The organism is Elioraea tepidiphila DSM 17972 (genome assembly GCF_000378465.1).
Taxonomy (GTDB): domain Bacteria; phylum Pseudomonadota; class Alphaproteobacteria; order Acetobacterales; family Acetobacteraceae; genus Elioraea; species Elioraea tepidiphila.
On record NZ_KB899920.1, the window covers coordinates 121,773 to 144,976 of the forward strand.

At 72.3% G+C, this 23,204-nt stretch carries 21 protein-coding genes and 2 pseudogenes; 18 read left to right on the forward strand and 5 right to left on the reverse strand.

Annotated elements, in window-relative coordinates; all coding sequences use genetic code 11:
* Positions 1–13 precede the first annotated feature (13 nt).
* The 13 genes from F563_RS0110405 (at position 14) to F563_RS25125 (ending at position 13,310) form a co-directional block, all read left to right on the forward strand.
* Positions 14–1,144, forward strand: coding sequence for a C45 family autoproteolytic acyltransferase/hydrolase (locus F563_RS0110405; RefSeq protein WP_019014612.1), 1,131 nt, complete (start codon positions 14–16; stop codon positions 1,142–1,144).
* 31 nt (positions 1,145–1,175) lie between these two features.
* Positions 1,176–2,729 (forward strand): ABC transporter substrate-binding protein, encoded by a 1,554-nt coding sequence (locus tag F563_RS0110410; RefSeq protein WP_019014613.1) that lies wholly within the window; start codon positions 1,176–1,178, stop codon positions 2,727–2,729.
* Positions 2,730–2,750: 21 nt separating this feature from the next.
* Positions 2,751–3,695: an ABC transporter permease gene (locus F563_RS0110415; protein WP_019014614.1), complete on the forward strand. Its 945-nt coding sequence runs from the start codon at positions 2,751–2,753 to the stop codon at positions 3,693–3,695.
* Positions 3,696–3,702: 7 nt separating this feature from the next.
* Entirely contained in the window at positions 3,703–4,524 is an 822-nt protein-coding gene (locus F563_RS0110420) for an ABC transporter permease (RefSeq protein WP_019014615.1), read from the forward strand.
* A complete protein-coding gene (locus F563_RS0110425; protein ID WP_019014616.1) occupies positions 4,521–6,122 on the forward strand; it encodes a dipeptide ABC transporter ATP-binding protein in 1,602 nt (533 codons plus the stop codon). Before F563_RS0110420 ends, F563_RS0110425 begins: the two co-directional genes overlap by 4 nt.
* A gap of 175 nt (positions 6,123–6,297) precedes the next feature.
* The gene (hemP, locus tag F563_RS0110430) at positions 6,298–6,474 is read left to right on the forward strand and encodes a hemin uptake protein HemP (protein WP_019014617.1); all 177 of its coding nucleotides are present in this window, start codon (positions 6,298–6,300) and stop codon (positions 6,472–6,474) included.
* Positions 6,475–6,574: 100 nt separating this feature from the next.
* Positions 6,575–8,605 (forward strand): TonB-dependent hemoglobin/transferrin/lactoferrin family receptor, encoded by a 2,031-nt coding sequence (locus F563_RS22235; protein ID WP_156825134.1) that lies wholly within the window; start codon positions 6,575–6,577, stop codon positions 8,603–8,605.
* A 511-nt stretch (positions 8,606–9,116) separates the two neighbouring features.
* A complete protein-coding gene (locus tag F563_RS25115; protein ID WP_162140584.1) occupies positions 9,117–9,524 on the forward strand; it encodes an energy transducer TonB in 408 nt (135 codons plus the stop codon).
* A gap of 25 nt (positions 9,525–9,549) precedes the next feature.
* The gene (locus F563_RS22245) at positions 9,550–10,338 is read left to right on the forward strand and encodes a ChuX/HutX family heme-like substrate-binding protein (protein ID WP_211211417.1); all 789 of its coding nucleotides are present in this window, start codon (positions 9,550–9,552) and stop codon (positions 10,336–10,338) included.
* On the forward strand, positions 10,245–10,592 hold the full coding sequence (locus F563_RS25345) for a ChuX/HutX family heme-like substrate-binding protein (protein WP_245557124.1): 348 nt from the start codon (positions 10,245–10,247) through the stop codon (positions 10,590–10,592). The genes F563_RS22245 and F563_RS25345 overlap by 94 nt, the downstream gene beginning before the upstream one ends.
* Positions 10,586–11,467: a heme/hemin ABC transporter substrate-binding protein gene (locus F563_RS22250; protein WP_019014621.1), complete on the forward strand. Its 882-nt coding sequence runs from the start codon at positions 10,586–10,588 to the stop codon at positions 11,465–11,467. The genes F563_RS25345 and F563_RS22250 overlap by 7 nt, the downstream gene beginning before the upstream one ends.
* Entirely contained in the window at positions 11,464–12,537 is a 1,074-nt protein-coding gene (locus tag F563_RS25120; RefSeq protein ID WP_019014622.1) for a FecCD family ABC transporter permease, read from the forward strand. Before F563_RS22250 ends, F563_RS25120 begins: the two co-directional genes overlap by 4 nt.
* Positions 12,534–13,310 (forward strand): heme ABC transporter ATP-binding protein, encoded by a 777-nt coding sequence (locus tag F563_RS25125; RefSeq protein ID WP_019014623.1) that lies wholly within the window; start codon positions 12,534–12,536, stop codon positions 13,308–13,310. The genes F563_RS25120 and F563_RS25125 overlap by 4 nt, the downstream gene beginning before the upstream one ends.
* 501 nt (positions 13,311–13,811) lie before the next feature.
* Here F563_RS25125 and F563_RS25965 read toward each other — a convergent pair.
* The 3 genes and pseudogenes from F563_RS25965 to F563_RS0110475 all read right to left on the reverse strand — a co-directional run.
* Positions 13,812–13,964 (reverse strand): annotated as a pseudogene (locus F563_RS25965) (CoA transferase); the annotation flags it as partial.
* Positions 13,965–14,024: 60 nt separating this feature from the next.
* Positions 14,025–14,171 carry a hypothetical protein gene (locus tag F563_RS24795; protein WP_156825136.1) on the reverse strand — a complete coding sequence of 49 codons (147 nt, stop codon included), beginning with the start codon at positions 14,169–14,171 and terminating at the stop codon, positions 14,025–14,027.
* Positions 14,172–14,437: 266 nt separating this feature from the next.
* Positions 14,438–15,055: pseudogene (locus tag F563_RS0110475) on the reverse strand (transposase); the annotation flags it as partial.
* A gap of 271 nt (positions 15,056–15,326) precedes the next feature.
* Here F563_RS0110475 and F563_RS0110480 point away from each other — a divergent pair.
* The 5 genes from F563_RS0110480 (at position 15,327) to F563_RS0110500 (ending at position 20,778) form a co-directional block, all read left to right on the forward strand.
* Positions 15,327–16,970: an EAL domain-containing protein gene (locus F563_RS0110480; protein ID WP_156825137.1), complete on the forward strand. Its 1,644-nt coding sequence runs from the start codon at positions 15,327–15,329 to the stop codon at positions 16,968–16,970.
* A gap of 228 nt (positions 16,971–17,198) precedes the next feature.
* Positions 17,199–17,783 (forward strand): PEP-CTERM sorting domain-containing protein, encoded by a 585-nt coding sequence (locus F563_RS25355; protein WP_019014628.1) that lies wholly within the window; start codon positions 17,199–17,201, stop codon positions 17,781–17,783.
* A gap of 124 nt (positions 17,784–17,907) precedes the next feature.
* A complete protein-coding gene (dctP, locus tag F563_RS0110490) occupies positions 17,908–18,906 on the forward strand; it encodes a TRAP transporter substrate-binding protein DctP (protein WP_019014629.1) in 999 nt (332 codons plus the stop codon).
* 4 nt (positions 18,907–18,910) lie between these two features.
* Positions 18,911–19,480, forward strand: coding sequence for a TRAP transporter small permease (locus tag F563_RS22265; protein WP_019014630.1), 570 nt, complete (start codon positions 18,911–18,913; stop codon positions 19,478–19,480).
* On the forward strand, positions 19,477–20,778 hold the full coding sequence (locus tag F563_RS0110500) for a TRAP transporter large permease (protein WP_019014631.1): 1,302 nt from the start codon (positions 19,477–19,479) through the stop codon (positions 20,776–20,778). Before F563_RS22265 ends, F563_RS0110500 begins: the two co-directional genes overlap by 4 nt.
* A 7-nt stretch (positions 20,779–20,785) precedes the next feature.
* On the opposite strand, the gene F563_RS0110505 is transcribed toward F563_RS0110500, so the two are convergent.
* On the reverse strand, positions 20,786–22,498 hold the full coding sequence (locus F563_RS0110505; protein WP_019014632.1) for a ShlB/FhaC/HecB family hemolysin secretion/activation protein: 1,713 nt from the start codon (positions 22,496–22,498) through the stop codon (positions 20,786–20,788).
* Positions 22,495–23,204 (reverse strand): MBG domain-containing protein (locus F563_RS25135; protein WP_026299492.1); only part of this gene is annotated, 710 nt, incomplete at its 5' end. The genes F563_RS25135 and F563_RS0110505, both read right to left, overlap by 4 nt.

The window sequence follows — 23,204 nt, forward strand, 5'->3', positions numbered from 1 at the left end:
GCACCCCGCATCGATGGTCGAGCCCTGCCCGCTGATCGAGATCTCCGGCACGCCGCGCGAGCGGGGGCGGATGTACGGGCGCCAGGCGGCCGGGCGGATCCGCAAAGGCATCGCGCACTACACCGAGCAGCTTTCGACCATGGACCTCGATCAGCGCGCCGTGCGCGACCTCGTCGCGCGCTTCATGCCGCGCATTGCCGCCTTCGACACGGCCTATGCCGAGGAGATCGCGGGCATCGCCGAGGGCGCCGGGCTCGATCTCGACGGTGTCGCCCTGCTCAATGCCCGCACCGAGATCCTCAAGCTCGGCAAGCGCGAAGCCGAGGCGCGGCAGGAGGCCGCGCGCAATCCCGATGGCTGCACCGGCGTCGTGGTGATGCCCGAGGCGGCCGAGGCCGGACGGCTGATCCACGCCCAGAACTGGGACTGGAAGGTCGAGTGCGCCGAGACCGCGGTGGTGGTGCGCATCCGCCAGGATCACGGTCCGGACATCCTGACCTTCACCGAGGCCGGCGGCCTCGCGCGCTCGGGGTTCAACGCCGCGGGCATCGCGATCAGCGCGAACTATCTCGAAAGCGACCGCGACTACCGCGAACTCGGCGTGCCGCTCGCCCTGATCCGGCGCAAGGCGCTGGAGCAGGAGCACCTCGCGCTCGCGATGCACACCGTCTACACCACGCCGAAATCGGCCGCGAACAACATGATCGTCTCGCATTGCGGCGGCGTCGCGATCGATTTCGAGTGCGCCCCGGACGAGACCTTCCAGGTGCACCCCGAGCGCGGCCTGCTCGTGCACGCGAACCACTTCGTCAGCCCCGTCGCGCTGGCGAAGCTGCGCGACACCGGCATCGTCAACACGCCCGACAGCCTCTACCGCGACATCCGCGTGCGCGACCTGCTCGTCCCGCAGCTCGGGCGGATCACGCGCGAGACGGTGAAGGCGGCGCTCGCCGACGATTTCGGCGCGCCCTGGTCGGTGTGCCGGCCGCCACGGAAGAACCTGTCGAACAACCTCAGCGCCACAGTCGCCGCCGTGATCATGGAGCCGGCGCTCGGGATCATGGAGGTGGCGCCGCTTCCGGCGCTCAATCGGCAATTCACCACCTACCGGCTGGACATGGCCGTGCACCGGCAGGCCGCGTAGGAACGCGACGACAAGAACGGGAGACGGAACGATGTCCGGACGGGAGTTCCTCAGAACCGCACTGCTCGCGGGCGTGGCGCTCGCGCTGGCTGGCCCGGCGGCGGCCGATACGCTGCGCGCGCGGCTCAACGCGGATATCCGCTCGACCGATCCCGGCGTGAACCGCGACGCCAACACCGACGCGGTCGTGCTGCACATGGTCGAGGGGCTGGTCGCGTTCCGCGAGGATGCCTCGGTCGGGCCGCTCCTCGCGGAGAGCATGACCGTGTCGGACGACGGCAGGACCTACACCTTTCGCCTGCGCGAGGGCGTGCGGTTCCACAACGGTGCGGCGCTCACCGCAGAGGATGTCGCCTGGACCTGGCGGCGCTACATGACGCCGGAGACGCGCTGGCGCTGCCTCACCGAGTTCGACGGCCGCGGCGTGACCCGGCTGGACGCGGTCGAGACGCCCGATCCGCGCACGGTCGTGTTCCGGTTCGCGCGCGCCTCGGCGCTGATCCCGGCGACCATGGCGCGGCCCGATTGCGGCGGCGCCGGCATCCTGCACCGCGACAGCGTCGGCGCGGACGGCGCCTGGGTCGCGCCGATCGGCACGGGCCCGTTCCGGATGGGCGAGTGGCGGCGCGGCCAGTTCATCGAGCTGTTGCGCTTCGCCGGCTATGCGTCCCGCGCCGAGCCGCGCGATGGCTTCACCGGCGGCAAGAGGGCGGAAGCCGAGCGCGTGCGGTTCATGGTCATCCCCGACCAGGCCGCCGCCAAGGCCGCGCTGCTCTCCGGCGCGATCGACGTGCTGACCGACATCGCCAACAGCGATCTCGCCGAGCTCAAGGCACGTCCGGACGTCACGGTCGATGTCGCGCCGACCATGAGTCTGAGCACGCTGCTGATCCAGACGCGCGATCCGCTGCTGTCGGATGTGCGCATCCGCCGCGCGCTCGCGCTGTCGCTCGATCTGCCCGCGATCGTGCAGGCGGTGACGGAAGGCACAGGCAGCTACAACGCCTCGGCGATCCCGATCAGCAGCGCCTTCCACACCCCCCCGCATCGCGAGGGCTACCGGCGCGATCTCGCCACCGCGCGGCGCCTGCTCGCCGAGGCGGGGTATCGCGGCCAGGCGATCAAGATTCTTGCCAACCGCCGCTACTCCTCGATGTTCGACAGCGCCGTGCTGATCCAGGCCATGGCGCTGGAGGCCGGGATCCGGCTGGAAATCGAGGTGCTCGACTGGGCGACCCAGCTCGACCGCTACACCAAGGGCGAGTACCAGCTGATGAGCTTCAGCTACTCCGCCCGGCTCGATCCGTCGCTCTCCTACGAGATGTTCTCGGGGCCCAAGGACACCCAGCCGCGCAAGGTGTGGGAGAACCCCGAGGCGCTGGCGATGCTCGCCGAGAGCATGGCGACGGGCGATGCCGAACGGCGCACCGCCCTGTTCGAGGCGATGCACCGCAAGCTGCTCGCCGACGTGCCGCTGATCAACCTCTACAACGGCGCGGAGATCGCGGCCTCGCGCACCAACGTGTCGGGCTACAGGGGCTGGCCCGCCGGCCATCCGCGCCTCTGGGGCGTGCGGGCGAACTGATCGCGCGCAGCACGCGACACCATGCTGGGGTATCTCGCGCGGCGCCTCGTCATGACGCTGCCGACGCTGCTGCTGGTCGGGGTCACGGTGTTCGTGATGATGCGCCTGGTTCCGGGCGATCCGGTCCTGGTGATGCTGGGCGACACCGCGACCGAGGCCGACATCGCCGACATGCGCGCCGCACTCGGCCTCGACCAGCCGCTGCCGGTGCAGTTCGCGCTCTGGCTCTCGCGCGTCGCGGTCGGTGATCTCGGCGCCTCGATCACCAACGGTCAGCCCGTGTTCTGGCTGATCCTGGAGCGGTTCGAGGTGAGCGCCTCGATCGTGCTGGTCGCCGTCGCCGCAGCTGCGCTGATCGCGGTGCCGCTCGGCTTGGTCGCGGCGTGGAAGCAGAACAGCACGGCCGATCTCGCGATCGTCGCCGGCGCGACCATCCTGGTCTCGGTGCCGAGCTTCTGGCTCGGGCTACTGCTGCTGCTGCTGTTCGGGCTGAAGCTCGGCTGGCTGCCGGTGGTGGGCTTCGTGCCGTTCTCGGAGAACTTCGCCCTCGCCCTCTCCTTCCTCGTCCTGCCGATCGTCACGCTGATCATGATCGAGGTCGGCGTGCTGACGCGGATGAGCCGGGCGGCGGCGATCGAGGTGCTGCGGCTCGAATATGTCACCCACGCGCGCGCCAAGGGCCTGCCGGAGTGGCGCGTATTGCTGCGCCACGTGCTGCCGAACGCCTTCGCGCCGACCTGGACGCTGATCGGCCTGATCCTCGGCAACCTGCTGGGCGGCATCGCCGTGCTGGAGACGGTGTTCACGCTGCCGGGGCTGGGGCGGCTGCTGGTGGACGGCATCTTCGCGCGCGACTATCCGGTGGTGCAGGGCTGCCTGCTCTTCATCGCGCTGATCTACGTGATCGTGAACCTGATCGTCGATCTGATGTACCCGCTGTTCGATCCGCGCGTGACGGCGGAGTGAGCCGGGGATGAGGCGCCCTGTTCCGCTCAACGCGCTGATCGGCGGATCGCTGATCGGCCTGCTGGTGCTCACCGCCGCGGTGGCGCTGGTCTGGACGCCCTACGATCCGCTGGCGGTCAATCTGCGCGCGCGGATGGTGCCGCCCGGCGCGGCCTATCCGCTCGGCACCGACGAGTTCGGCCGCGACGTGCTGAGCCGCCTGATGGCGGGGGCCGCGAGCTCGACCATCGTGTCGCTCGCGACCGTCGCCTTCGCCGTGGTCGCCGGCGGGACGCTGGGTCTGGTCGCGGGCTTCCTGCGCGGCTGGACCGACCGCGCGCTGATGGCGGTGAACGACGCGCTGCTCGCCTTCCCCGGCATCCTGCTCGCCCTCGGCTTCCTCGTCGTGTTCGGCGCGAGCAAGTGGGGCATCGTGATCGCGCTCGGTCTCGCCTACGCGCCCTCGGTCGCGCGCGTGGTGCGCGGCACGGTGCTGTCGATCCGCGAGCGCGAATACGTCGAGGCGAGCCGCGTGATCGGCAACCCCGAGCACGTGACGCTGTGGCGCCATGTCGCGCCGAACTGCATCGCCCCGGTCGCCGTGCTCGCGACCAGCATGTTCGGCTGGGTGCTGCTGTCGGAGAGCGCGCTCTCCTTCCTCGGCCTCGGCGTGCCGCCGCCGGCGCCGACCTGGGGCAACATGCTGGCCGGCAGCCGCCCCTTCATGGAGTCCGCGGTGTGGCTCGGCATCGCCCCAGGGCTCTGCATCGCGCTCAGCCTGCTCGGCATCAACCTGCTCGGCGACTGGTTGCGCGACCGGCTCGATCCGCGCATGGCGGTGCACGCATGAGCGCGCTGCTCTCGGTCGAGGGGCTCTCGGTCGAGGTGCAGGGCGGACGGCGCGTGGTCGACGAGGTGTCGTTCGCGATCGCGCCCGGACGGTTCCGCGCCCTGGTAGGCGAATCGGGCAGCGGCAAGACCATGGCGGCGCGCGCGGTGCTGCGCCTGCTGCCGCCAGGGCTGCGCATCGCCGCCGGTGCGGTGCGGCTCGGCGGCGACGACCTGACGGCGCTGCCGGACCCCGCGCTCCGCCAGCTGCGCGGACCCTCGATCGGCATGGTGTTCCAGGAGCCGATGGTTTCGCTCAATCCCGCGATCCGCATCGGCGCGCAGATGCAGGAGGCGCTGATCCTGCACAGACGCCTCTCCCGCGCCGAGGCGGAGGCGGCAGCGCGCGCGATGCTCGCGCGCGTGCAGATCGGCGATCCGGACCGCTGCCTCGCCGCCTTCCCGCACGAGTTCTCGGGCGGGATGCGCCAGCGCATCATGATCGCCTCGGTAATGCTGCTGCGCCCCGCGCTGCTGATCGCCGACGAGCCCACCACCGCGCTCGACACGCTCACCCAGCGCGAGGTGCTCGACCTCATGACCGGGCTCGCGCGCGAGCAGGGCACTGCGGTGCTGCTGATCACCCACAATCTCGGCCTTGTGGCGCGCTATGCCGACAGCGTGTCGGTGATGCGCGACGGGCGGGTGGTGGAGGACGGTGATGCGCGCGCGGTGCTCGCCGCGCCGAAGCATGGCTACACGGCCGCGCTGGTCGATGCGCTGCCGCGGCGCGGCGCGGCCGCACCACCGCGCCGCGAGGACGAGGCGCCGGTGATCGAGGCGCGCGATGTCGTCGTGCGGTTCCCCGGCCGCGGCGGGCTGTTCCGGCGCGCCGTGCCCGAGGTCCAGGCCGTGCGCGGTGTCAGTCTCGCGGTGAAGCCCGGCGAGACGGTCGCGGTGGTGGGCGGCTCCGGCTCGGGCAAGACCACGTTCGGGCGCGCCCTGCTCGGCCTGGTGAAGCTCGCGGGCGGCGAGGTGCGGTTCCGGGGTGCGCCGATCGACTGGTCGGACCGCGCGTCGCGCCTCCGGTTCCGCATGGCCTGCCAGCTCGTGTTCCAGGATCCGTACTCGTCGCTCGATCCGCGCATGCGCGTCGATGCGATCGTCGAGGAGCCGCTGAAGCTGCTGCCGGAGCTCGACCGCGACGCGCGGATGCGACGGGTCGGGGCGATGCTGGAGGAGGTCGGGCTCGCGGGCTACGGCGCGCGGTTCCCGCACGCGCTGTCGGGCGGACAGCGCCAGCGCGTGGCGATCGCGCGCGCGCTCGTGCGCGACCCGGCCTTCGTCGTGGCCGACGAGCCGGTCTCGGCGCTCGACATGACGATCCAGAAGCAGGTGCTCGACCTGTTCGCCCGGCTGCAGCGCGAACGGGGCTTCGCCTGCGTGTTCGTCTCGCACGATCTCGGCGCGGTGGAGCGCATCGCCGACCGGATCGCGGTGATGCAGGATGGCCGGATCGTCGAGGAAGGTCCGCGCGACGCGGTGCTCGACGCGCCACGCCACCCCTATACGCGCGCGCTGCTGAGCGCATCGCCGCGGCTCGAGGTCCTGCCGGCCTGATCCCCCGGAAGGATGTCACGCGGTTGCGGGGGTCGCGCACCCGGCCGGCGCGATGGACGCGCCCGGCGGCTTGCCGCCGGCCGGATCGAGGGATCACCCGTCCCGCCACGCCGTGGAGACGAACCGCCGCGCATGCCCTATTGCGAGTGCTTCGCATTTGCGTTAGCGATGCCCCGTGCTGAAGCGCGATCCGGCCGCCGATGTCCGCCCGCCGCCACCCGATGGCTCGCCCAAGCCTCGGCTGAGCAGCGACGAGCTCTTTCGCGGTCGTCATGAGGTCGAGATCGAGCATCAGGGCGAGATCTACCGGCTGCGCGTCACCCGCGCCGGCAAGCTCATCCTGACCAAGTAGCACCTCCCGCGGATCGCGGGAGAACAGCCAGCCACCGGCCGTGCGGCCGCGAGCCAGCCACGTCGTCATCGCCGTTGATCACAAGGGGAGTGGCTGACCCGTGTCCAGGTCCATGTTCCGCACGCTCGTTCTCGCGTCCACTGCGCTCGCCGGTGCGGCGGCCGCGCAAACCGCGCCGCAAGGCGTGACCGCGCTCGACGCTGTCACCGCCACCGCGACCCGCACGCCCGAGGTGGCGGGCGATGTCGCAGCACCGGTCAGCGTCGTCCCGCGCGAGGAGATCGAACGGCGCCAGCCGCAGAACCTCAACGACCTGCTGCGCGACATGCCCGGCGTGGAGGCCGACGGCCTGCCGCGCAACACCGTCATGCAGCCGCAGATTCGGGGCCTGGGCGACGACCGGGTCGTGATCCGCCTCGACGGCGCGCGGCAGAACTTCAGCTCCGGCCATCGCGGCCGGCTGTTCCTCGATCCCCTGCTGCTGCGCCAGGTGGATGTGCTGCGCGGCCCGGGATCGCTGCTGTATGGCTCGGGCGCGCTTGGCGGCGTGATCGCGCTGCGCACCGTCGATGCCGCCGACCTGCTGCGGCCCGGCGAGAGCGTCACGGGAATCGTCTCGGGCGGCTGGCAGTCCAACAACACGCTCTGGTACGGCAGCCTCACATCGGCGTTCCGCGCCGGCCCGATGGACGGGCTCGCGAGCGTGATCGGCCGGACGGGGCGGAACTCGTCCGACGGCCTGGGCCAGGGGATTCCCTTCTCCGCCGCCGACACCGTGAGCGGCCTCGCCAAGCTGGGCTGGACCGTCGGCGGCGGCCTGCGCCTCGGCCTCTCGGCGCTCGGCTTCGGCGAGAACACCACCATCCCGACCGCCGCCAACACCATCACGGCGAACAACATCGCCAAGCGGCGCCTGCGCCAACAGCAGCTCGCGCTGACCGGCAGCTACGCGCCCGCCGGCAGTGACGGGATCGATGCACAGTTCACCGGCTACTACACCGATGTCGGCATCCGCGAACGGCGCGTCGTGCCGAATGACGGCCGCTACGACCAGACCGACTACACGACCTATGGATTCGATCTGCAGAACACCTCGCGCTTCGCCCTCGGCGCGCTCGGGCGCCACACCCTCACCTACGGGATCGACCTGTTCCGCGACGAACAGGAGGGCAAGCGCAACAACGCCATCCGCCGCGAGTTTCCCAAGGCCGAGCAGACCATCGTCGGCTTGTTCGCGCAGGACCAGATCAGCCTCGGCCCACTGACGCTGACGCTCGGGCTGCGCTACGACCGCTACGAGCAGGACGCGGCCGGACAGCCCGGCCGCAGCGACAGCCGCCTGAGCCCGAAGGCCTCGCTCGCCTGGCAGGTCACCGACTGGCTCTCGCCCTATGTCGCCTACACCGAGGCGTTCCGCGCGCCTGGCCTCAGCGAGCTCTATGCCACGGGCGTCCATTTCGCGCTCGGCCCGACCGTCTTCAACTTCTTCGTCCCGAATCCGGACCTGCGCCCCGAGACCGCGAAGAACAAGGAGGCCGGCGTCAATCTGCGCTTCCGTGACGTGCTCACGCCGCGCGACAGCCTGCGCGCGCGGCTGTCGGTGTTCCAGACCGATTTCGACGACTTCATCGAGCTCATCGTCACCCAGCCGGCCGGGTCCAACGGGACGACCCAGGCGCGCAACGTCAGTCGCGCGCGCATCCGCGGCATCGAGTTCGAGGCGGGCTACGACACCGGCACCTGGTTCGCCTCGGTCGGCGCCTCGGCGCTGCAAGGCCGCAACCGCACTGAGGGCGGGCCCCTCAGCCTGATCCCGGCGCACAAGGCGTCGCTCACCCTCGGCTACCGATTCCTGGAGACCGGGCTGGTGGTCGGAGGGCGCGTGCTCGCGGTGGCGACGCAGAAGGACAAGCCGCAGCCCTCCTACCCGACCAGCGGCTACGGCCTGATCGACCTGTTCGCCTCCTACCAGCCGACCGAGGGGCCGCTGGTCGGCTGGCGTCTCGATGTCGGCGTCGACAACCTGCTCGACCACGCCTATCGGCGCCTGTCCTGGGACAGCGGCGCGGCGCCGTCGGCCTATTACGATGTCGGACGCAATCTGAAGATCGCGCTTCGTACGCAGTTCTGAGGCCATGCGGGCGGGCAAGCGGGTCGTCGTCGCCTCGCGCCGGCCGCGCGCCGGCGCAGGTGCGCTCGCCTCGCTTGCCCTGCACGGGAGCGTCATGGCCGCGGCGCTGGTTGGGCTCGCGGGCGGCGGCGCGCCGGCCGGGACAGGCGAGCCCGTCGCGGTGCCGATCATGTTCGTGGCTGGCCCTCCGGCAGAGGCCCCCGGCGCCGTGCCAGCGGAGGCGACGCCGCTCCCCGACGCGCCGGCGCCACTGGCAACGCCGGCCGCGGCGCCGGTCACGATCGAACGCCCCGCCGCGCATCCGGAGCCCATGCCGATGACCGAAACCGCGGCGGAGCACGGGCCTGCGGAACCGGAAGCCGTGCCGCCTTCGGAACCGCTTGCGCCGGCGGCACCCGCCGGACCGGTCCCGGTAGCCGCCGAATCCCCGCCGGAGCAGATCGCCGCGCCTCCACCCCCGCCGCTGCCGCCGCGCCCGGCAGAGACGCGGCCGACACCGCCGCGTACGGCCATGGCAGCCCGGCCCGCGCCGGCCCGCGCGGCGTCCGCGTCCGCGGAGGGCGGGCCGCCCGGCGGCAGCGAGGCGGTCGGGCGGCCCGACGCCGCCGGGACGCCCGGGCCTCCTGCGGAGCCGGGTCCGATCCTGGCGAGCAATCCCGGCTTTCGTCGTCCCCCCTCTCCGCCGGCCTATCCGCGTCAGGCGATCGCCCGCGGCATCGAAGGAACGGTGCTGCTGCGGGTGCTGATCGGCCCGGATGGCGAAACGATCGAGATTCGCATCCACCGCAGCTCCGGCGCGGTGCTGCTCGACCAGGCCGCCGTCGAGGCCGTGCGCCGCTGGGCCTTCCGCCCCGCTTTGGTCGGCGGACGCGCGGTGCCGGCCTGGGTGGAGGTGCCGGTGCGGTTCCGGCTCGACTGAGATCGACCACAGAAGGGAATGACCCATGAGCATGACGACAATGGCAGCCGTGGCGCAGCGCTTCGCCGGGCTGATCGCGGAACGCCCGGGGCTGCGCGTGCGCGATGCGGCGGACGCGCTCGGCGTGCCTGAGGCGGCGATCGTCGCCGGGCTTGCCGGCGCACGCCGCCTCCGCCCCGACTGGCGCGCCCTGCTGGAGGCGTTGCCGGAGGCCGGCGAGGTCATGGCGCTCACCCGCAACGCCCATTGCGTGCACGAGAAGCACGGGACCTATCCGAAGCCCGGACTCCACGGCCCGGTGGGGCTGGTGCTGGGCACGGAGATCGATCTGCGGCTGTTCTTCGCCCGCTGGGCGCATGCCTGGTTCGTGCCCGAGGGCAATCCCGGAAGCCCGCGCGGTTCGATCCAGGTCTTCGATCCGTCGGGCGTCGCCGTGCACAAGGTGTTCGCCACCGCCGCGACCGCGCCGGGCGCGCTCGCCGCGATCGCCGCGCAGCTCGCCGATCCGGACCAGGAACTGCCCGGCTTCGAGACGCCCGACCCGGTCAGGCCCGATCCGGAGGACGTGGCGGTCGACCAGGCGGCGTTGCGCCGCGACTGGCTGGCGCTCGAGGACACGCACGACTTCATCCGGCTGCTCCGCCGGCACAAGCTGGGCCGCGCGCAGGCGTTCCGGCTCGCCGCGACGATCTCGCGCGGCGGATCGATCCCGGCGCGCCCGTGCGCGCGCTCACCGAAGCCGCCGCCGAGGCGCTGCCCATCATGGTGTTCGTGCCCAATCCCGGCTGCATCCAGATTCATTCCGGACCCGTGAACCGCGTCGAGCCGCGCGGCCCGTGGTTCAACGTGCTCGATCCACGCTTCAACCTGCATCTGCGTACCGACCGGCTTGCCCAGGCGTGGCTGGTGCGCAAGCCGACCGTGGACGGCATCGTCACTTCGATCGAGGCGTTCGACGCCGGGAACCAGCTGGTGCTGATGCTGTTCGGCACGCGCAAGCCCGGCATGCCGGAAGCCGGGGCCTGGCGTGCGCTCGCCGCCCGTGCTGCGGAGGCGGGGTCGTGCTGACGCGCCGCGCGCTGGGCCTCGCCGCCTTGGCCGCCCTGCCCGCCCGCGCGGCGGCGCGGCGCATCGCGGTCGCCGGTGGCGGCATCGCCGAGATCGTCTGCGCGCTCGGCGCCGCAGGGCGGCTCGTCGGGGTCGACAGCACCGCCCTGTTCCCGACCGCGCTCAGGGCCCTGCCGCAGATCGGCTATCTGCGCAATCTCGGCGCCGAAGGCGTGCTGTCGCTCGCGCCTGATCTGCTGCTCGCCGCACATGATGCCGGCCCGCCCGAGGTGATCGGGCAGCTTGCGCGCGCCGGCGTGCGGATCGTGCGCACGCCGCGCGTGCACGACGCGGCCTCGCTGCTCGAGGCGACCGCCGTGATCGCAGCCGCGCTCGATCTCTCGGCCGACGGCGTGCGGCTCGTCAGCGCGCTGGCCGACGATTTCGCCACGCTGCGGACGATCGTCAGCGCCTCGCCCGCGCGCCCGAGCGCCGTGTTCGTGCTCGCGATCGGCGGCGGCGCGCCGCAGGCGGCCGGGCGCGATACCGCGGCGGATGCGATGCTGTCGCTCGCCGGCGTGCGCAACGTGATCAGGGAGTATCGCGGCTACCGGCCGGTCTCGGCCGAGGCCCTGCTCGCCGCCGAGCCGGGGGCGGTGGTCACGACCAGCCATACGGTCGAGGCCCTCGGCGGTCCGGCCGGACTTGCCGCCGTACCCGCGCTTGCCGTGCTGCGCGCGGTGCGCACCGGCGCGATCGTCTCGCTCGACAGCCTCTATCTTCTCGGCTTCGGTCCGCGCACCGCCCATGCGGCACGCGACCTCGCCGCCGCGCTGCACGGCGAGAGCCGGATCGCGCGCCTGCCGCATCGCCCCTGGCTCGAGGACATCGCATGACCGGAACGGCGGTGCTGCCGCGGCCGGTCGCCCGGTGCCGTGGACGCGATGCCTCGGCCCTCGCCCTGCTCGGGCTCGCGCTGATGGCAGTGGTGGTGGCGGCGATCGGCACGGGCGCGATCATGCTCGCGCCGGGCCGCGTCCTGGCCGCGCTCGGCGCGGGGCTCGGCCTGCCGGTCGTCGTCGATGCGCGCGATCTGGCCGTGGTGCTGGTGCTGCGCGTGCCGCGCACGCTCATGGCCACGCTGGTCGGCGCGGTGCTCGGCGTCGCAGGCGCGGTGATGCAGGGACTGTTCCGCAATCCGCTCGCCGATCCCGGGCTGCTCGGGGTCTCGGCCGGCGGCGCGGTCGGTGCCGTGGCGACCATCGTGCTCGGCGCCACCATTCTCCCGCCGCCGCTGCGGCCCTACACAACAACGCTTGCCGCCTTTGCCGGCGCGCTCGCGGTCACCGCCATGGTGCGGCGCATCGCCACCGTGGAAGGCCGGGTGCTGATCGCCACCATGCTGCTCGCCGGCATCGTGTTCAATGCGCTCGCCGGCGCGGTGACCTCGGCCTTCGTCTTCGCCGCCGACGATCTGCAACTGCGCGACATCATGTTCTGGACCATGGGCAGTTGCGCCGGCGCCTCCTGGCCGCGTCTCGCGCTGGTGGCGGCGTCCGCGATGCCGCTTGCGCTCGCCGGGCCATGGCTCGCGCGCGCGCTCAACGCGCTGATCCTTGGCGAACGCGAGGCGATCACGCTCGGCATCGCGATCGAGCGGACGAAGCGGCTGGCGGTGGTCCTGGTGGCGCTCGCGGTCGGGGCGGCGGTGGCCGCGACCGGCACGATCGGCTTCGTCGGCATCGTCGCGCCGCATCTCGTGCGTCTCGTGCGCGGCGCGGATCACGCCTGGGTGCTGCCGGCCGCGGGGCTGACCGGCGCGGCGCTGCTGGTGGCGGCGGATGCCGCGGCGCGCACCGTGCTCGCGCCCGCGGAACTGCCGATCGGGCTGGTGACCGCGCTGATCGGCGGGCCGTTCTTCCTTGCCCTGCTGATGCGCCAGCGCCTCCAGGTGGACGGACGATGATCGAGGCACGGGATCTGCTGGTGCGCCGGCGTGGCCGAACCATCCTCGACGTTCCCGCGGTCACGCTCCGTGGCGGGGCGCTGTTCGGCTTGGTAGGGCCGAACGGGGCCGGCAAGTCGACGCTCGTGCGCGTGCTGTCGGGCGAGCTCGTGCCGGATCGTGGCCGGGTGCTGTACGATGACATTCCGGTCGGTCGCATCCCTTCTGCCGCCTTGGCGCGAAGGCGCGCGGTGCTGCCGCAATCGACCAGCCTCGGCTTCCCGTTGGACGCCGAGGCGGTGGTGCGGCTGGGCCGCATCCCGCATGCCGGATACTGCCCACGCAGCGACAACGATCGCGCCGTGGCGCTGGCGATGGTCGAGGCTGGCGTCGATCCTCTGGCGGCCCGGATCGTGCAGACGCTCTCGGGCGGCGAGGCGCAGCGCGTGCAGCTCGCCCGCGTGCTGGCGCAGCTCCATGGCGTGCGGGTGGCCGAGACGGCGCTTTTTCTCGACGAGCCGACATCCAGCCTCGACCTCGCCCATGCGCACGCGATCCTGCGCGTGGCCGCTGCGCGCGCGCGCGACGGCGGCGTGGTGGTCGCGGTGCTGCATGACCTGGCCGCAGCCGCACGCTGGTGCGATCGCGTCGCGGTGATGGAGGAGGGGCGGATCGTCGCAGAAGGCGCCCCCGAAGCGGTGCTGGACGAGGCGACGGTCAGCCGCGTCTGGGGCGTACCGGTGCGGCGCATGCGCGTCGACGGCGCGCGAGCCATGGCGTTCCTGCCGCTCTGAACCTGCCGGACGCTCTGCCAGATCCGAGTGTGCTCGGTGGATCCGAACGGTCGGATCGACAGCTTCCTCGCCTCGGTTCCGAGACACGGCGCGGACGGAACGAGCTTCAGCGGGTCCGTAATGGTATGACCCGTCAGGTCGAAGTCGCCGGCTGGGCCGCCCGTTCGATGACACCAAGCCCCCGCAGCGTCTCGACCTGTTCGTCGGAGACTCCGCGATCGCGACGGAGCACGTCCGCCATGTGCTCGCCAGGCATCGGCGGAGGCCCAAAGGGCGCCTGCCGTCCTCCAGGAAACCTGATCGCCCGACCGAGGATGCGCAGGGCCCCTGCCGCGGCGGGCTCGACCGTGACGACCATCTTCCGCGCGACCGCATGGGGGGTGCGCGTGTGCGGCGGTGACACCGAGCACCGGCGCGTGCGAAACGTCGTACTGGTCGAGCAGGCCTGCCACGCGGCGCCCGCGGATGGAGCACGAGACTGCGTTTGCCGAGGTGCAGGCCGGCGAAAGGGCGGCCTCTCGCCGCCGACGTTGGACGCGGACCCGGCCGTCTCGGCGCCCTTGCCGGCGACCCGACCTTGACGATCCTGGCACCGAGATCGCCGAGGAACGGCGCCGCAAGCGGACCGGCCGGCCCGCGCGTCAGGTCGGTCACCCGCAGGCCAGTGAGCCGACCGCGCGAGGCAGCCTCGGTGCGGGCGGCTCTCCTCAAGGGTCAGCTTGCCCCAAGCCCGAACTCTCGATCACCGGCCGCCACGTCGCCCGGCCGGCGCAGCAGCGCCGCGTTGAGGCATGCGCGGGCCGCGTCCAGCGGGTCGCTCGCCGAACGATACTGCGACCCCGCACCCGTGTAGATCACCATGCCGAGCCTCAGGATCGCGGCGAGGGGGGCGAAATCGGGCGCTGGGTCGAAACCGAGCGCGGGAGCCAGGTCACGTCCGTCAACGTGGTGGAACAAGCTGGTGGGCTTGAGGTGGCCACGGGTCAGGCGGCCTTGGGCGGAAGTTGCAGGGTTTCGTTGGTGGGTGGCGGGTTGAGCATCTCGCCCACGGCCTCGACGCCCATGTAGCGGTGCTGCATCTGCCATTCGTCGTTGGCCTCGAGCAGGACGACGCCGATCAGGCGGATGATGGAACCCTCGGAGGGACCGATGTGCAGGCCGACGATCTCGCGCCGCCCCTCGGCATCGCAGGCCACGGCGATTATGGCCGCGACGGAGACGATGCGCCCGCCCTCGCGCTGGCGAAGGTAGGTGGCGTCGAGCCAGAGATACGGCCATTCGCCGGACAACGGCCGATCGAGGAAGGCGCCGACCCGCTCGTCGATGTCCTTGCACAGCTTCGAGACGGGGGGCTTCGGGATCCCCGTCGGGCCCATGGCCTGCACCAGGTCGTCAACGCGCCGCGTCGAGACCCCACCGATCCAGGCTTCCTGGATGACCGCCGCCAGGGCCTTCTCGGAGGTCTTGCGCGGCTCCAGGAAGGGCGGGACGCAGCTGCCCTGCCGGAGCTTCGGAATGCGCAGCTGCGGGGCGCCGAGCCGCGTGTCGAGCCTGCGGTCGCGGAAGCCGTTGCGGTAGTTCAGCCGCTCGGCGGTGCGTTCATGCCGCCCGGCACCGATCAGGCCTTCCACGTCGGCCTCCATCAGCCTCTGCAGCACCGCCTCGACGACGCTGCGCAGGAAGTCACCGTCTCCTGCTTTCGCCAGCAGCTCGGCGAGTGGCAGTCGGCCATCGGGCCCTCGGATGGTCAGGGGTGGGGGCTTCGCAACTCCACCCTGGCCGCCAGGTCCGATGGCCACCCCAGCCCTACACCCCGGCCGAAGCCGGAATTTCCACCACCTCCGCGGACTCTACCCCGGATGACTGCGGGATTCGCGGGACGGTTTCACAGCCTCGGTCACCGGCTCAGCGGCTCGGGAGCCTCCCTCAAAATCCCTTGCGCCCCCGCTGCCTCCCTCCCCCTCTTAAGGGTTGATTCAACCGCATCAGGTCTCCTGCGCCGGAGGTGAGATGCGCATGACCGTTTCAGCCGCCATCCGGCCCGTTGCCGGGCCACGCGAAAGCCACCCCCCACCGTCGCGTCCTGACACGCGCGAGCGGCTGCTGGCCTTCGCCTTCGCCGCCTCCGACCTGCTGGTCGAGGTGGACGAGAGCGGCACCATCACCTTCGCTGCCGGCGCCTTCCCCTCCCGCTTCGGCCACCCGGCGGCCCAGGCCATCGGCATGCCGGTCGAACGCCTCATCGCGCCGGAAGACCGCGCCGCCATGCAGGCCGGACTCGCCCACCTCGCGCTGCGCGGCCGGCTGCGCCCCGTCGCCCTCCGCCTCGCCGACCGCGAACGCAGCGCCTGCGCTTTCGCCGGCCTCGCCACCGGCAGCGAGGGCCTGCGCTTCTGCCTCACTTTCGGCCCCCTGCCCGCCCCCCTGCCCGAAACCGGCCAGCGCGGCAGCGGCACCGAAGGCTTCGGCCGCATGGTCGAGGCACGGCTGCGCGACGCCGCCGCCGGCGGTGCCCCCGCCCGGCTCGCCCTGCTGGAAGTCGAAGGACTGGCCGAGGTCTCGGTCATGCTCGGCCGCGAATCGCGCGAGGCGCTGCTGGACCGGATCAGCACCACCATCGCCAACGCCGCCCCCGCCGGCATGCAGTCCGAACTCGGCGCGGGCCGCTGGGCGCTCGTGCACAGCGGCGAGGCCAATGTCGACGCCGTCTGCCGCGCGGTCGAAACCCTGCTGCGCGAACGCGCCCCGGCAAGCTCCGCGCCGCGCGTGCACGGCACGGAACTCAAGCTCGCGGCACCAGGCTTCAGCACCGTCCAGCAGGTGCGCGCGCTGCGCCTCGCCCTCGACCGTTTCGCCGCGGCCGGTCGCGCCGGGCTGGAGGGGGCCGGCCTCTCGCGCGGGCTCTCCGGCTTCCTCACCACGCTCGCCGCCCAGGCGGAATCGTTGCGTGGACGTCTGAAACGGCGCGGCTTCCGCCTCGCCTTCCAGCCGATCGTCACGCTCAAGGACCGTCGTCCGCACCATTTCGAGGCGCTGATCCGTCCCCACACGGCGCCGGATGGCGGCGAGACGCCGCAATCCTTCGTCACGCTGATCGAGGCCGCCGGCCTCTCGGCCGAGCTCGACCTCGCGGTCGCCGCGGCCGCGACCGAATCCGCCCTCGCCGCCAAGGCGGCGACCGTCGCGGTGAACATCTCGGACATGTCGCTCGAGGATCAGGCGTTCCGCGCCTCGCTTGAGCAGACGCTCGACGCGGCCCCCGAGCTCAAGGGCCGGCTGCTGTTCGAGATCACCGAGACGGGCGACATCGTCGATGCCGCCACCGCCCGCGCCACCATCGACGCGCTGCGCGCGCGCGGCTACGCGGTCTGCATCGACGATTTCGGCGCGGGCGCCGCCTCGCTGCGCTACCTCAAGCTGTTCGACGTGGATTTCGTGAAGATCGACGGCGCCTATGTGCGCGGCGCCGAGGCCAGCGCGCGCGACCGCGAACTGCTCGGCCAGATGGTCGATCTCTGCCGCGCGGTCGAGGCGCGCGTGATCGCCGAGCAGGTCGAGACCGAGGCGCAGGCCAGCATGGTCGCCGGGCTCGGCGTCGAGCTCGCGCAGGGCAGCCTGTTCGGCAAACCGGGGCATCTGCCCGGCCTCGTCGGGCGCTGACGCGCGGTTTCGCGTCCGGCATCGCCTGCACGGCCTGGACGCGCCGCGCCCTCTCCGGTTGACAGGCGCGGAGACGACAGTGGAGGTGATCCATGCCCGGCTACGCGCCGCACGCGCTGAAGGCGCTCGCATTCCGGGACGCGACGCCCTGGTTCGCTGACGGCATCGACAGCCCGCGCGCCTCTCTTGAACGTTGTTTCGCAACGACGGAAGAGCGCGACCAGTGCCGTGTTCGACTGGTCAGGCGGGCTGCCCGATGGCGTGGCCGCCGACGTCCGCGCCACCAAGGCGCCGTCCGTCGGACCGGCGACCGAGGTGGTCTGGGACGTGGTCGGCTTCGGCTGCACTCTGGAGCCGGGCGGCACCTGCCCGTTCGTGACCGGCGGCTCCCCGCTCGTCTCGCCCGCCGGCGCGGTCTGCGCGCAGGTCCTGGTTGCGCCGCTGGTCGGGGATCCGACGTTCCGCGACGCCCTCAGCAGGATGCGCATCCACGTCATGACGCTGCTCGACTTCGTCGCCGATGGGGACGCGGCGTGGCTCGACACGGTGGCCCTGACCTATCTCGAGACGGTACCAACCAACGCCTCTTCCGGCAGCCTGTTGTTCCGCAGCACGGAGATGCCCCCGGGCCTCGTCCCGGTTGACTTCGAGCCGCCGGGCGGCCTGCCGCCGCCGCGCTTCGGCGGCACGCCGGGCGGGCAGGTGCCACCCGCGTTCCTGCCGCCGACCACCGTGCCCGAGCCCGCGACAATCGGCCTGCTCGGCCTTGGGCTGCTCGGCCTCGCCGTCGCTCGGCGCCGCGCCGCGCGCTGAGCCGCACGTGCCGGCCGCCGGGGAACCCTCCGGCGCGCCGGCCGCGTTGACCCCGCCCCTCCCCCGCCCTATTCCACGCCCGACGGGCTCCGAGCCCGCTTCGGATCGAAGGGAGGTTCCATCCATGCGCACGACCCGTCGCACGCTGCTCGCCGGCACCGCTGGCCTGCTCGCCGCGCCGCCGATCGCCCGCGCCCAGGCCCCGGTGATGCGCCTGTCCCACCAGTACCCGCCGGCGCACCACATCGCCCGCGTGCTCACGGCCTTCGCCGAGGAGGTGAACGCGAAGAACGCCGGCGTCACCGTGCAGGTCTATCCGGCCGAGCAGCTCGCGCGCGTGGCGGAGAACTTCCCCGGCGTGGCGCGCGGTGCCTTCGAGGCCGCGGTCGCGACCAACTTCACCTGGGGCAACACCATCCCAGAGATGAGCGCGCCGACCATCCCCTACCTGTTCACCGATCTCGCCCGCATCCGCAAGTTCCCCGGCAGCGATGCGGCGCAGTTCCTCGACGCCGCCTCCGCCCGCCGCGGCGTGAAGAGCGTGGCCTGGCTGTTCACCACGCGGAGCTCGATCTTCACCTCCGGGCGCAAGCCGATCGTCCAGCTTGCCGACTTCCAGGGGCTGAAGATCCGCGGGCTCAACCCGCTGATCGACAACGCGCTGCGCGCCGCCGGCGCCGCCCCGGCAGCGACCCCCGCACCCGAGGTGGTCGGCGCGCTCCAGTCCGGCGTGCTCGATGCCGGGCTGACGGACGTTTCGGCCGCGGTCAGCCGCCGCTTCTACGAGGTGCAGAAATTCGGCACCGTCGCGCCGTTCTTCTGCGTCTACACCCAGGTCTATGTGAACCCGCGGTTCTGGGACGGGCTGCCTTCCGGCGCGCGCGCCGCGCTGGAGGCCTCGCTCAGGAAGGCCGAGACCGACGCCGTCACGGTCACGGAACAGACCGCTGCGGCGGCGGTCGGCGAACTCCGCGCCAAGGGCATGACGATCCACGAGCAGACCGCGGCCGAGGCCGAGGCCTGGCGCGCGGTGATGCAGCAGCCCGTGATCGATGCGTTCCTGCGCGCCGCCCCCGAGGGCGGGCAGCGCATGCTCGACCTGCTGCGCAACCTGTCGGCCTGACGCGATGGATGAGCCGCGCGGCGCGGCCACGCGCGCCGCGCGACTGGTCGAAACCGGGGTGGCGCTGCTCTGCCGCCTCGGCGCGCTGCTCGGCGCGCTCACCGGGCTGATCTGCTTCGTGCTGGTCTGCGCCTCGGTGGGCTGGCGCTACTTCCTCGGCCAGCCGCAGCCCTGGATCGATCACGTCGCCGCCTGGCTGGTGGTGGCGCTGGTGATGTTCGCCGCCGGCGAGACGCAGCGGCGCGAGGAGCACATCGGCGTCGAGGTGCTGACCGCGCGGCTCGCGCCTTCGGGCAGGCGCGCCTCGCGCCTGTTCGGCTCGGCCGCGGTCGCGGTGACGGCGGCCATCCTGCTGTGGGAAGGGCTCTCGACGGTCGCCTTCTCGCGCATGATCGGCATCGCCACGAATGTCGAGGGCGTGCCGATCTGGTGGGTGCAGACGCTGATCCCGATCGGTGCGGGGCTGCTGCTGGCCGCGGCGCTGGCGCAGATCATCGTGCTCGCCTGCGGGATCGAGCCGCGCGGGCCGGAGAGCAAGGCGCATCACGGCGTGCCGGGCGGGCGCGTGGAATGACCTTCTTCGCCACCCTCGCCGGGCTGCTGGTGCTGCTCTATCTCGGCGTGCCGATGTTCGCGGCGATGTTCCTGCTCTCGCTCGGCGTGCTGTGGCTGACCGAGGGCGCGGTGACGCTGCTCGGCGAGCTCGTGTTCGGCAAGCTGGACAGCTACCTGCTGGTCGCGGTGCCGCTGTTCATGCTGATGGCGCATTTCATGGTGCGCGGCCGGGTGGTGGACGACCTGTTCCACACCGCGCACATGATGCTGCGCCGGGTGCGGGGCGGGCTCGGCATCGCCACGGTCGCCGCCTGCACCGTGTTCGCCGCGATCTCCGGCTCCTCGGTCGCGACCGCGCTGACGATCGGCAAGGTCGCGATCCCGCAGATGCTGCGCTACGGCTACTCGCGCAAGGGCGCATTCGGCGTGGTCGCGGGCGGCGGCACCTTGGGGATTCTCATTCCGCCCTCGGCGCCGATGATCCTCTACGCCTATGTCACCGAGGCCTCGGTCGGCGCGCTGTTCGCGGCCGGCGTGGTGCCCGGACTGATGATGGCGACGATGTTCTCGCTCTGGTGCCTGCTGACCGAGCGCGGCGGCGGAGTCGACCCCGCGACGGGCCGCGCCGTGGAACTGCCGCCGCCCGCCACCTGGGGCGAGCTGTTCGCCTCGCTCCGCCGCTCGATCTGGGCGCTGACCCTGCCGCCCTTCGTGCTGGGCGGGATCTATTTCGGCGTCTTCACCCCCACCGAGGCGGCCGGCACCGGCGCGCTCTGGGCGCTGCTGCTCGCCCTGGTGGTCTATCGCCAGATGCGGCTCGCCGATCTCTGGGAGGGCGTGAACGAGGCGACGCGCACCGCGGCGATGCTGTTCATGATCATCGTCGGCGCCTCGCTCTACGGCTACATGCTGACGAAGCTCGGGGCACCACAGGAGCTCTCGCATCTGATCGCGACCGCGGGCCTCGGCCGCACCGGCTTCCTGCTCTGCATGATGGTGCTGCTGTTCCTGCTCGGCCTGATCCTCGAGACCTTCTCGATCATCCTGCTGACCACGCCGGTGATCCTGCCGGTGCTGGACGCGATGGCGATCGACAAGGTCTGGTACGGCATCCTGCTGACGCTGAACCTGGAGATGGCGCTGATCAGCCCGCCCGTCGCCCTCAACATCGTCGTCATCAAGGCGATCACCGGCGCACCGCTCGGCGAGGTCGGCTGGGCGGTCGTGCCCTACCTGCTGATGCTCGCAACCGGGATCGGCCTGCTGATGGCCTTCCCCGGGATCGCGCTCTGGCTGCCCGGCGTGCTGGGCTACTGATCCGGCGTCAGAACCGTGCGATCGCGCCGATGAAGGCGCGCGTCTCCTTGCGCCCGGTGGCGGTGTCGGAGGTGCGGCCACCGACCTGCTGCGCGAGTTCGGGCGTGATCGTGAACCATGTCGTCAGATCGATGCGCGCGCCGATCCCGACCGAGGCGAGGCTCTCCCAGCGCCGCCCGTCGCGCGTGCGGTCACGGTCGATCGCCGCGCCCCAGTCGCCGAAGATGTAGGCGCTCATCAGCGGCGAGAGCCCGCCCATCTCGCCGAGCGTGATCAGCCGGCGCAGTTCGAGCCGCCCGCCGAAGCCGTGATCGCCGGTGGTGTTGCCGGGCGCGAAACCGCGCCCGAGCCGATCGCCGCCGAGCGCGAAGCGTTCCGAGTTCGGCAGGATCGTGCCGGCGATCTGGCCCACGAGCTCTCCGAACAGCGACCACTCCGGGGGCCCCAGCTCCTGCACCCGCGCGATCGAACCGCGCAGCAGGGTGAAGTCCTCGCGCGCGCGGCTCGCGGGCGCGCCGATCTGCGTCCCCCCGGTCGCGATCCCCTGCCTGAGCGAACCGTCGACCAGGGTGACGCCGAGGAACCGGTCCGCCACGTCCCAGGTCGCGCGCGCCTCGGCGACCAGCAGCCGGTCGGTCGCGCGGCCGAGATCGAGGCCGAAGAAGCGCTGCCGCGCGCTGCTCTCGCGCCATGTCAGCCCTGCGCGCAGGAACAGGTTCTCGCTGCGGGTGCGGATCACCGGCACGAACAGCCGCGCGCGCAGATTGGTCTCGTTCTGCAGCGCGGTCAGCGCGACCAGGCCCGACTTGCGCAGATCCGGCCGGCCGCGCGTGGCGTCGCCGCCCACCTCGAAGCGCGCCCCGTCGAGCCAGGTGCCGTCGGTGAAGCCGAGCGGCACCGTGATGCTGCCCTCGATGAATCGGAGCTCCGGGCCGCCGAGCGAGGAGGCGACCGAGAGATCGAGCCGCTCGGTCTGGCCGAGCAGGTCGTAGCTGGTGATGCCGGCGCGCGCGACCCAGGGCCCGAACAGCCGCGAGGCGCGGTTGTCGATGCTGAGGAAGCCCTCGTAGGGCCGCGGCGTGTAGCGCACGGTGAGGTCGGCCGCGCCGAAGGTGGCGGGCGAGGGGCCGAGCACCGTCTCGACCCCGCCGCCCAGCACGTCGCGCGAGAGCAGCACCGCGCGCTCCAGCGTGGTGAGCGACATCGGCCGATCGGCGGCGACGAACCGGAACCGCCGGTCGATCGCGCGCCGCCCCGACTCGGGCCCGCCCTCGACGGTGATCCGGTCGATGAAGCCCTCGACGACAAGGATGCGCACCACGCCGTCTGCGATCGTCTGCGCCGGCAGGATAGCCTGCGACAGCACGTAGCCCTCGGCGCGGTAGCGCGCGGAAATCGCCTCGGCGAGCTGCTCCAGCGTTTCGAGCGTGACGGTGTTGCCGATCAGCCCGGCCCAGAGCGGCGCGAGCTCGGCCTCGGCGAGCGTGCGCGCGCCTTCGAGCCGGACCTCGCGCAGCACGAAGCTCGGTCCGACCGGCGCGGCGGGCGCGGTCGGCGTCGGCACGGGTTCGACTGTCGGCGGCTCGGCGCGCGGCACGAGCGGCGGCGCGAACTCGCGGCGCTGGAACTCCGGCCGGGCCGGATCGGGGGTTGCCGGCTGTGCGGCGGCGATGACGGGGAGGGCGGCGAGGGCGAAGGCCGCGACAACGGCCCGCCTCACCGCGGCTCCCTGCCGATGGTCGACCAGTACGTCTCGTTCACGCTCACCTCGAGACACTCCGGCGGGGTCGGCCCCAGATTGATCGGACCGCCGCATACGCCGGGGGAGTCAGGCGAGGCCTCGGCGGGGCGCCCGGCGGCGGGAATGAATCCGCCGGGCAGCGTGGGCTGACCGATCGCGAGTTGGACGACGTCGCCGAGAGAGTAGGTGAGCCGGAATGGATCCGCAACCGCGGGGCCGGCCTCGAACACCGTGGTGCGGAACCCGGCGTCGCCCGGCGTGTAGGGCGGCACGCCGCGCACCAGCGGCTGCGGCGCGTCGACCGCGCCGGGTGTCGGCAGCGCCGGCGGCGGAGGCGGCGGCGGAGGCGGCGGCGGTACCAGCGCAGGCGTGACCGTGAGCGTGCCGGGCACGAAGCTGATCGCGTAGTTCGTGCTCGTGAGCCCCGATGCCGTGATGACATAGAAGCCGGGCGGGCTGGTCGGCGTGGCGGGCGTGAAGATCACCAGCGTCCCACCCAGCACGTCCGGCCCCTCGCCCAGCACGAACCCGTCGAAGCTGACGCTGAACGGCGGGTTCGGCTGGCCTTCCGGCCGCGTCGAGTCGTTGGGCGTCACCGTCAGCGGCGCCGGGTTCACCGTCAGCGTGCCGGGCACGAAGGTGATCGCGTAGTTCGTGCTCGTCAGCCCCGACGGCGTGATCGTGT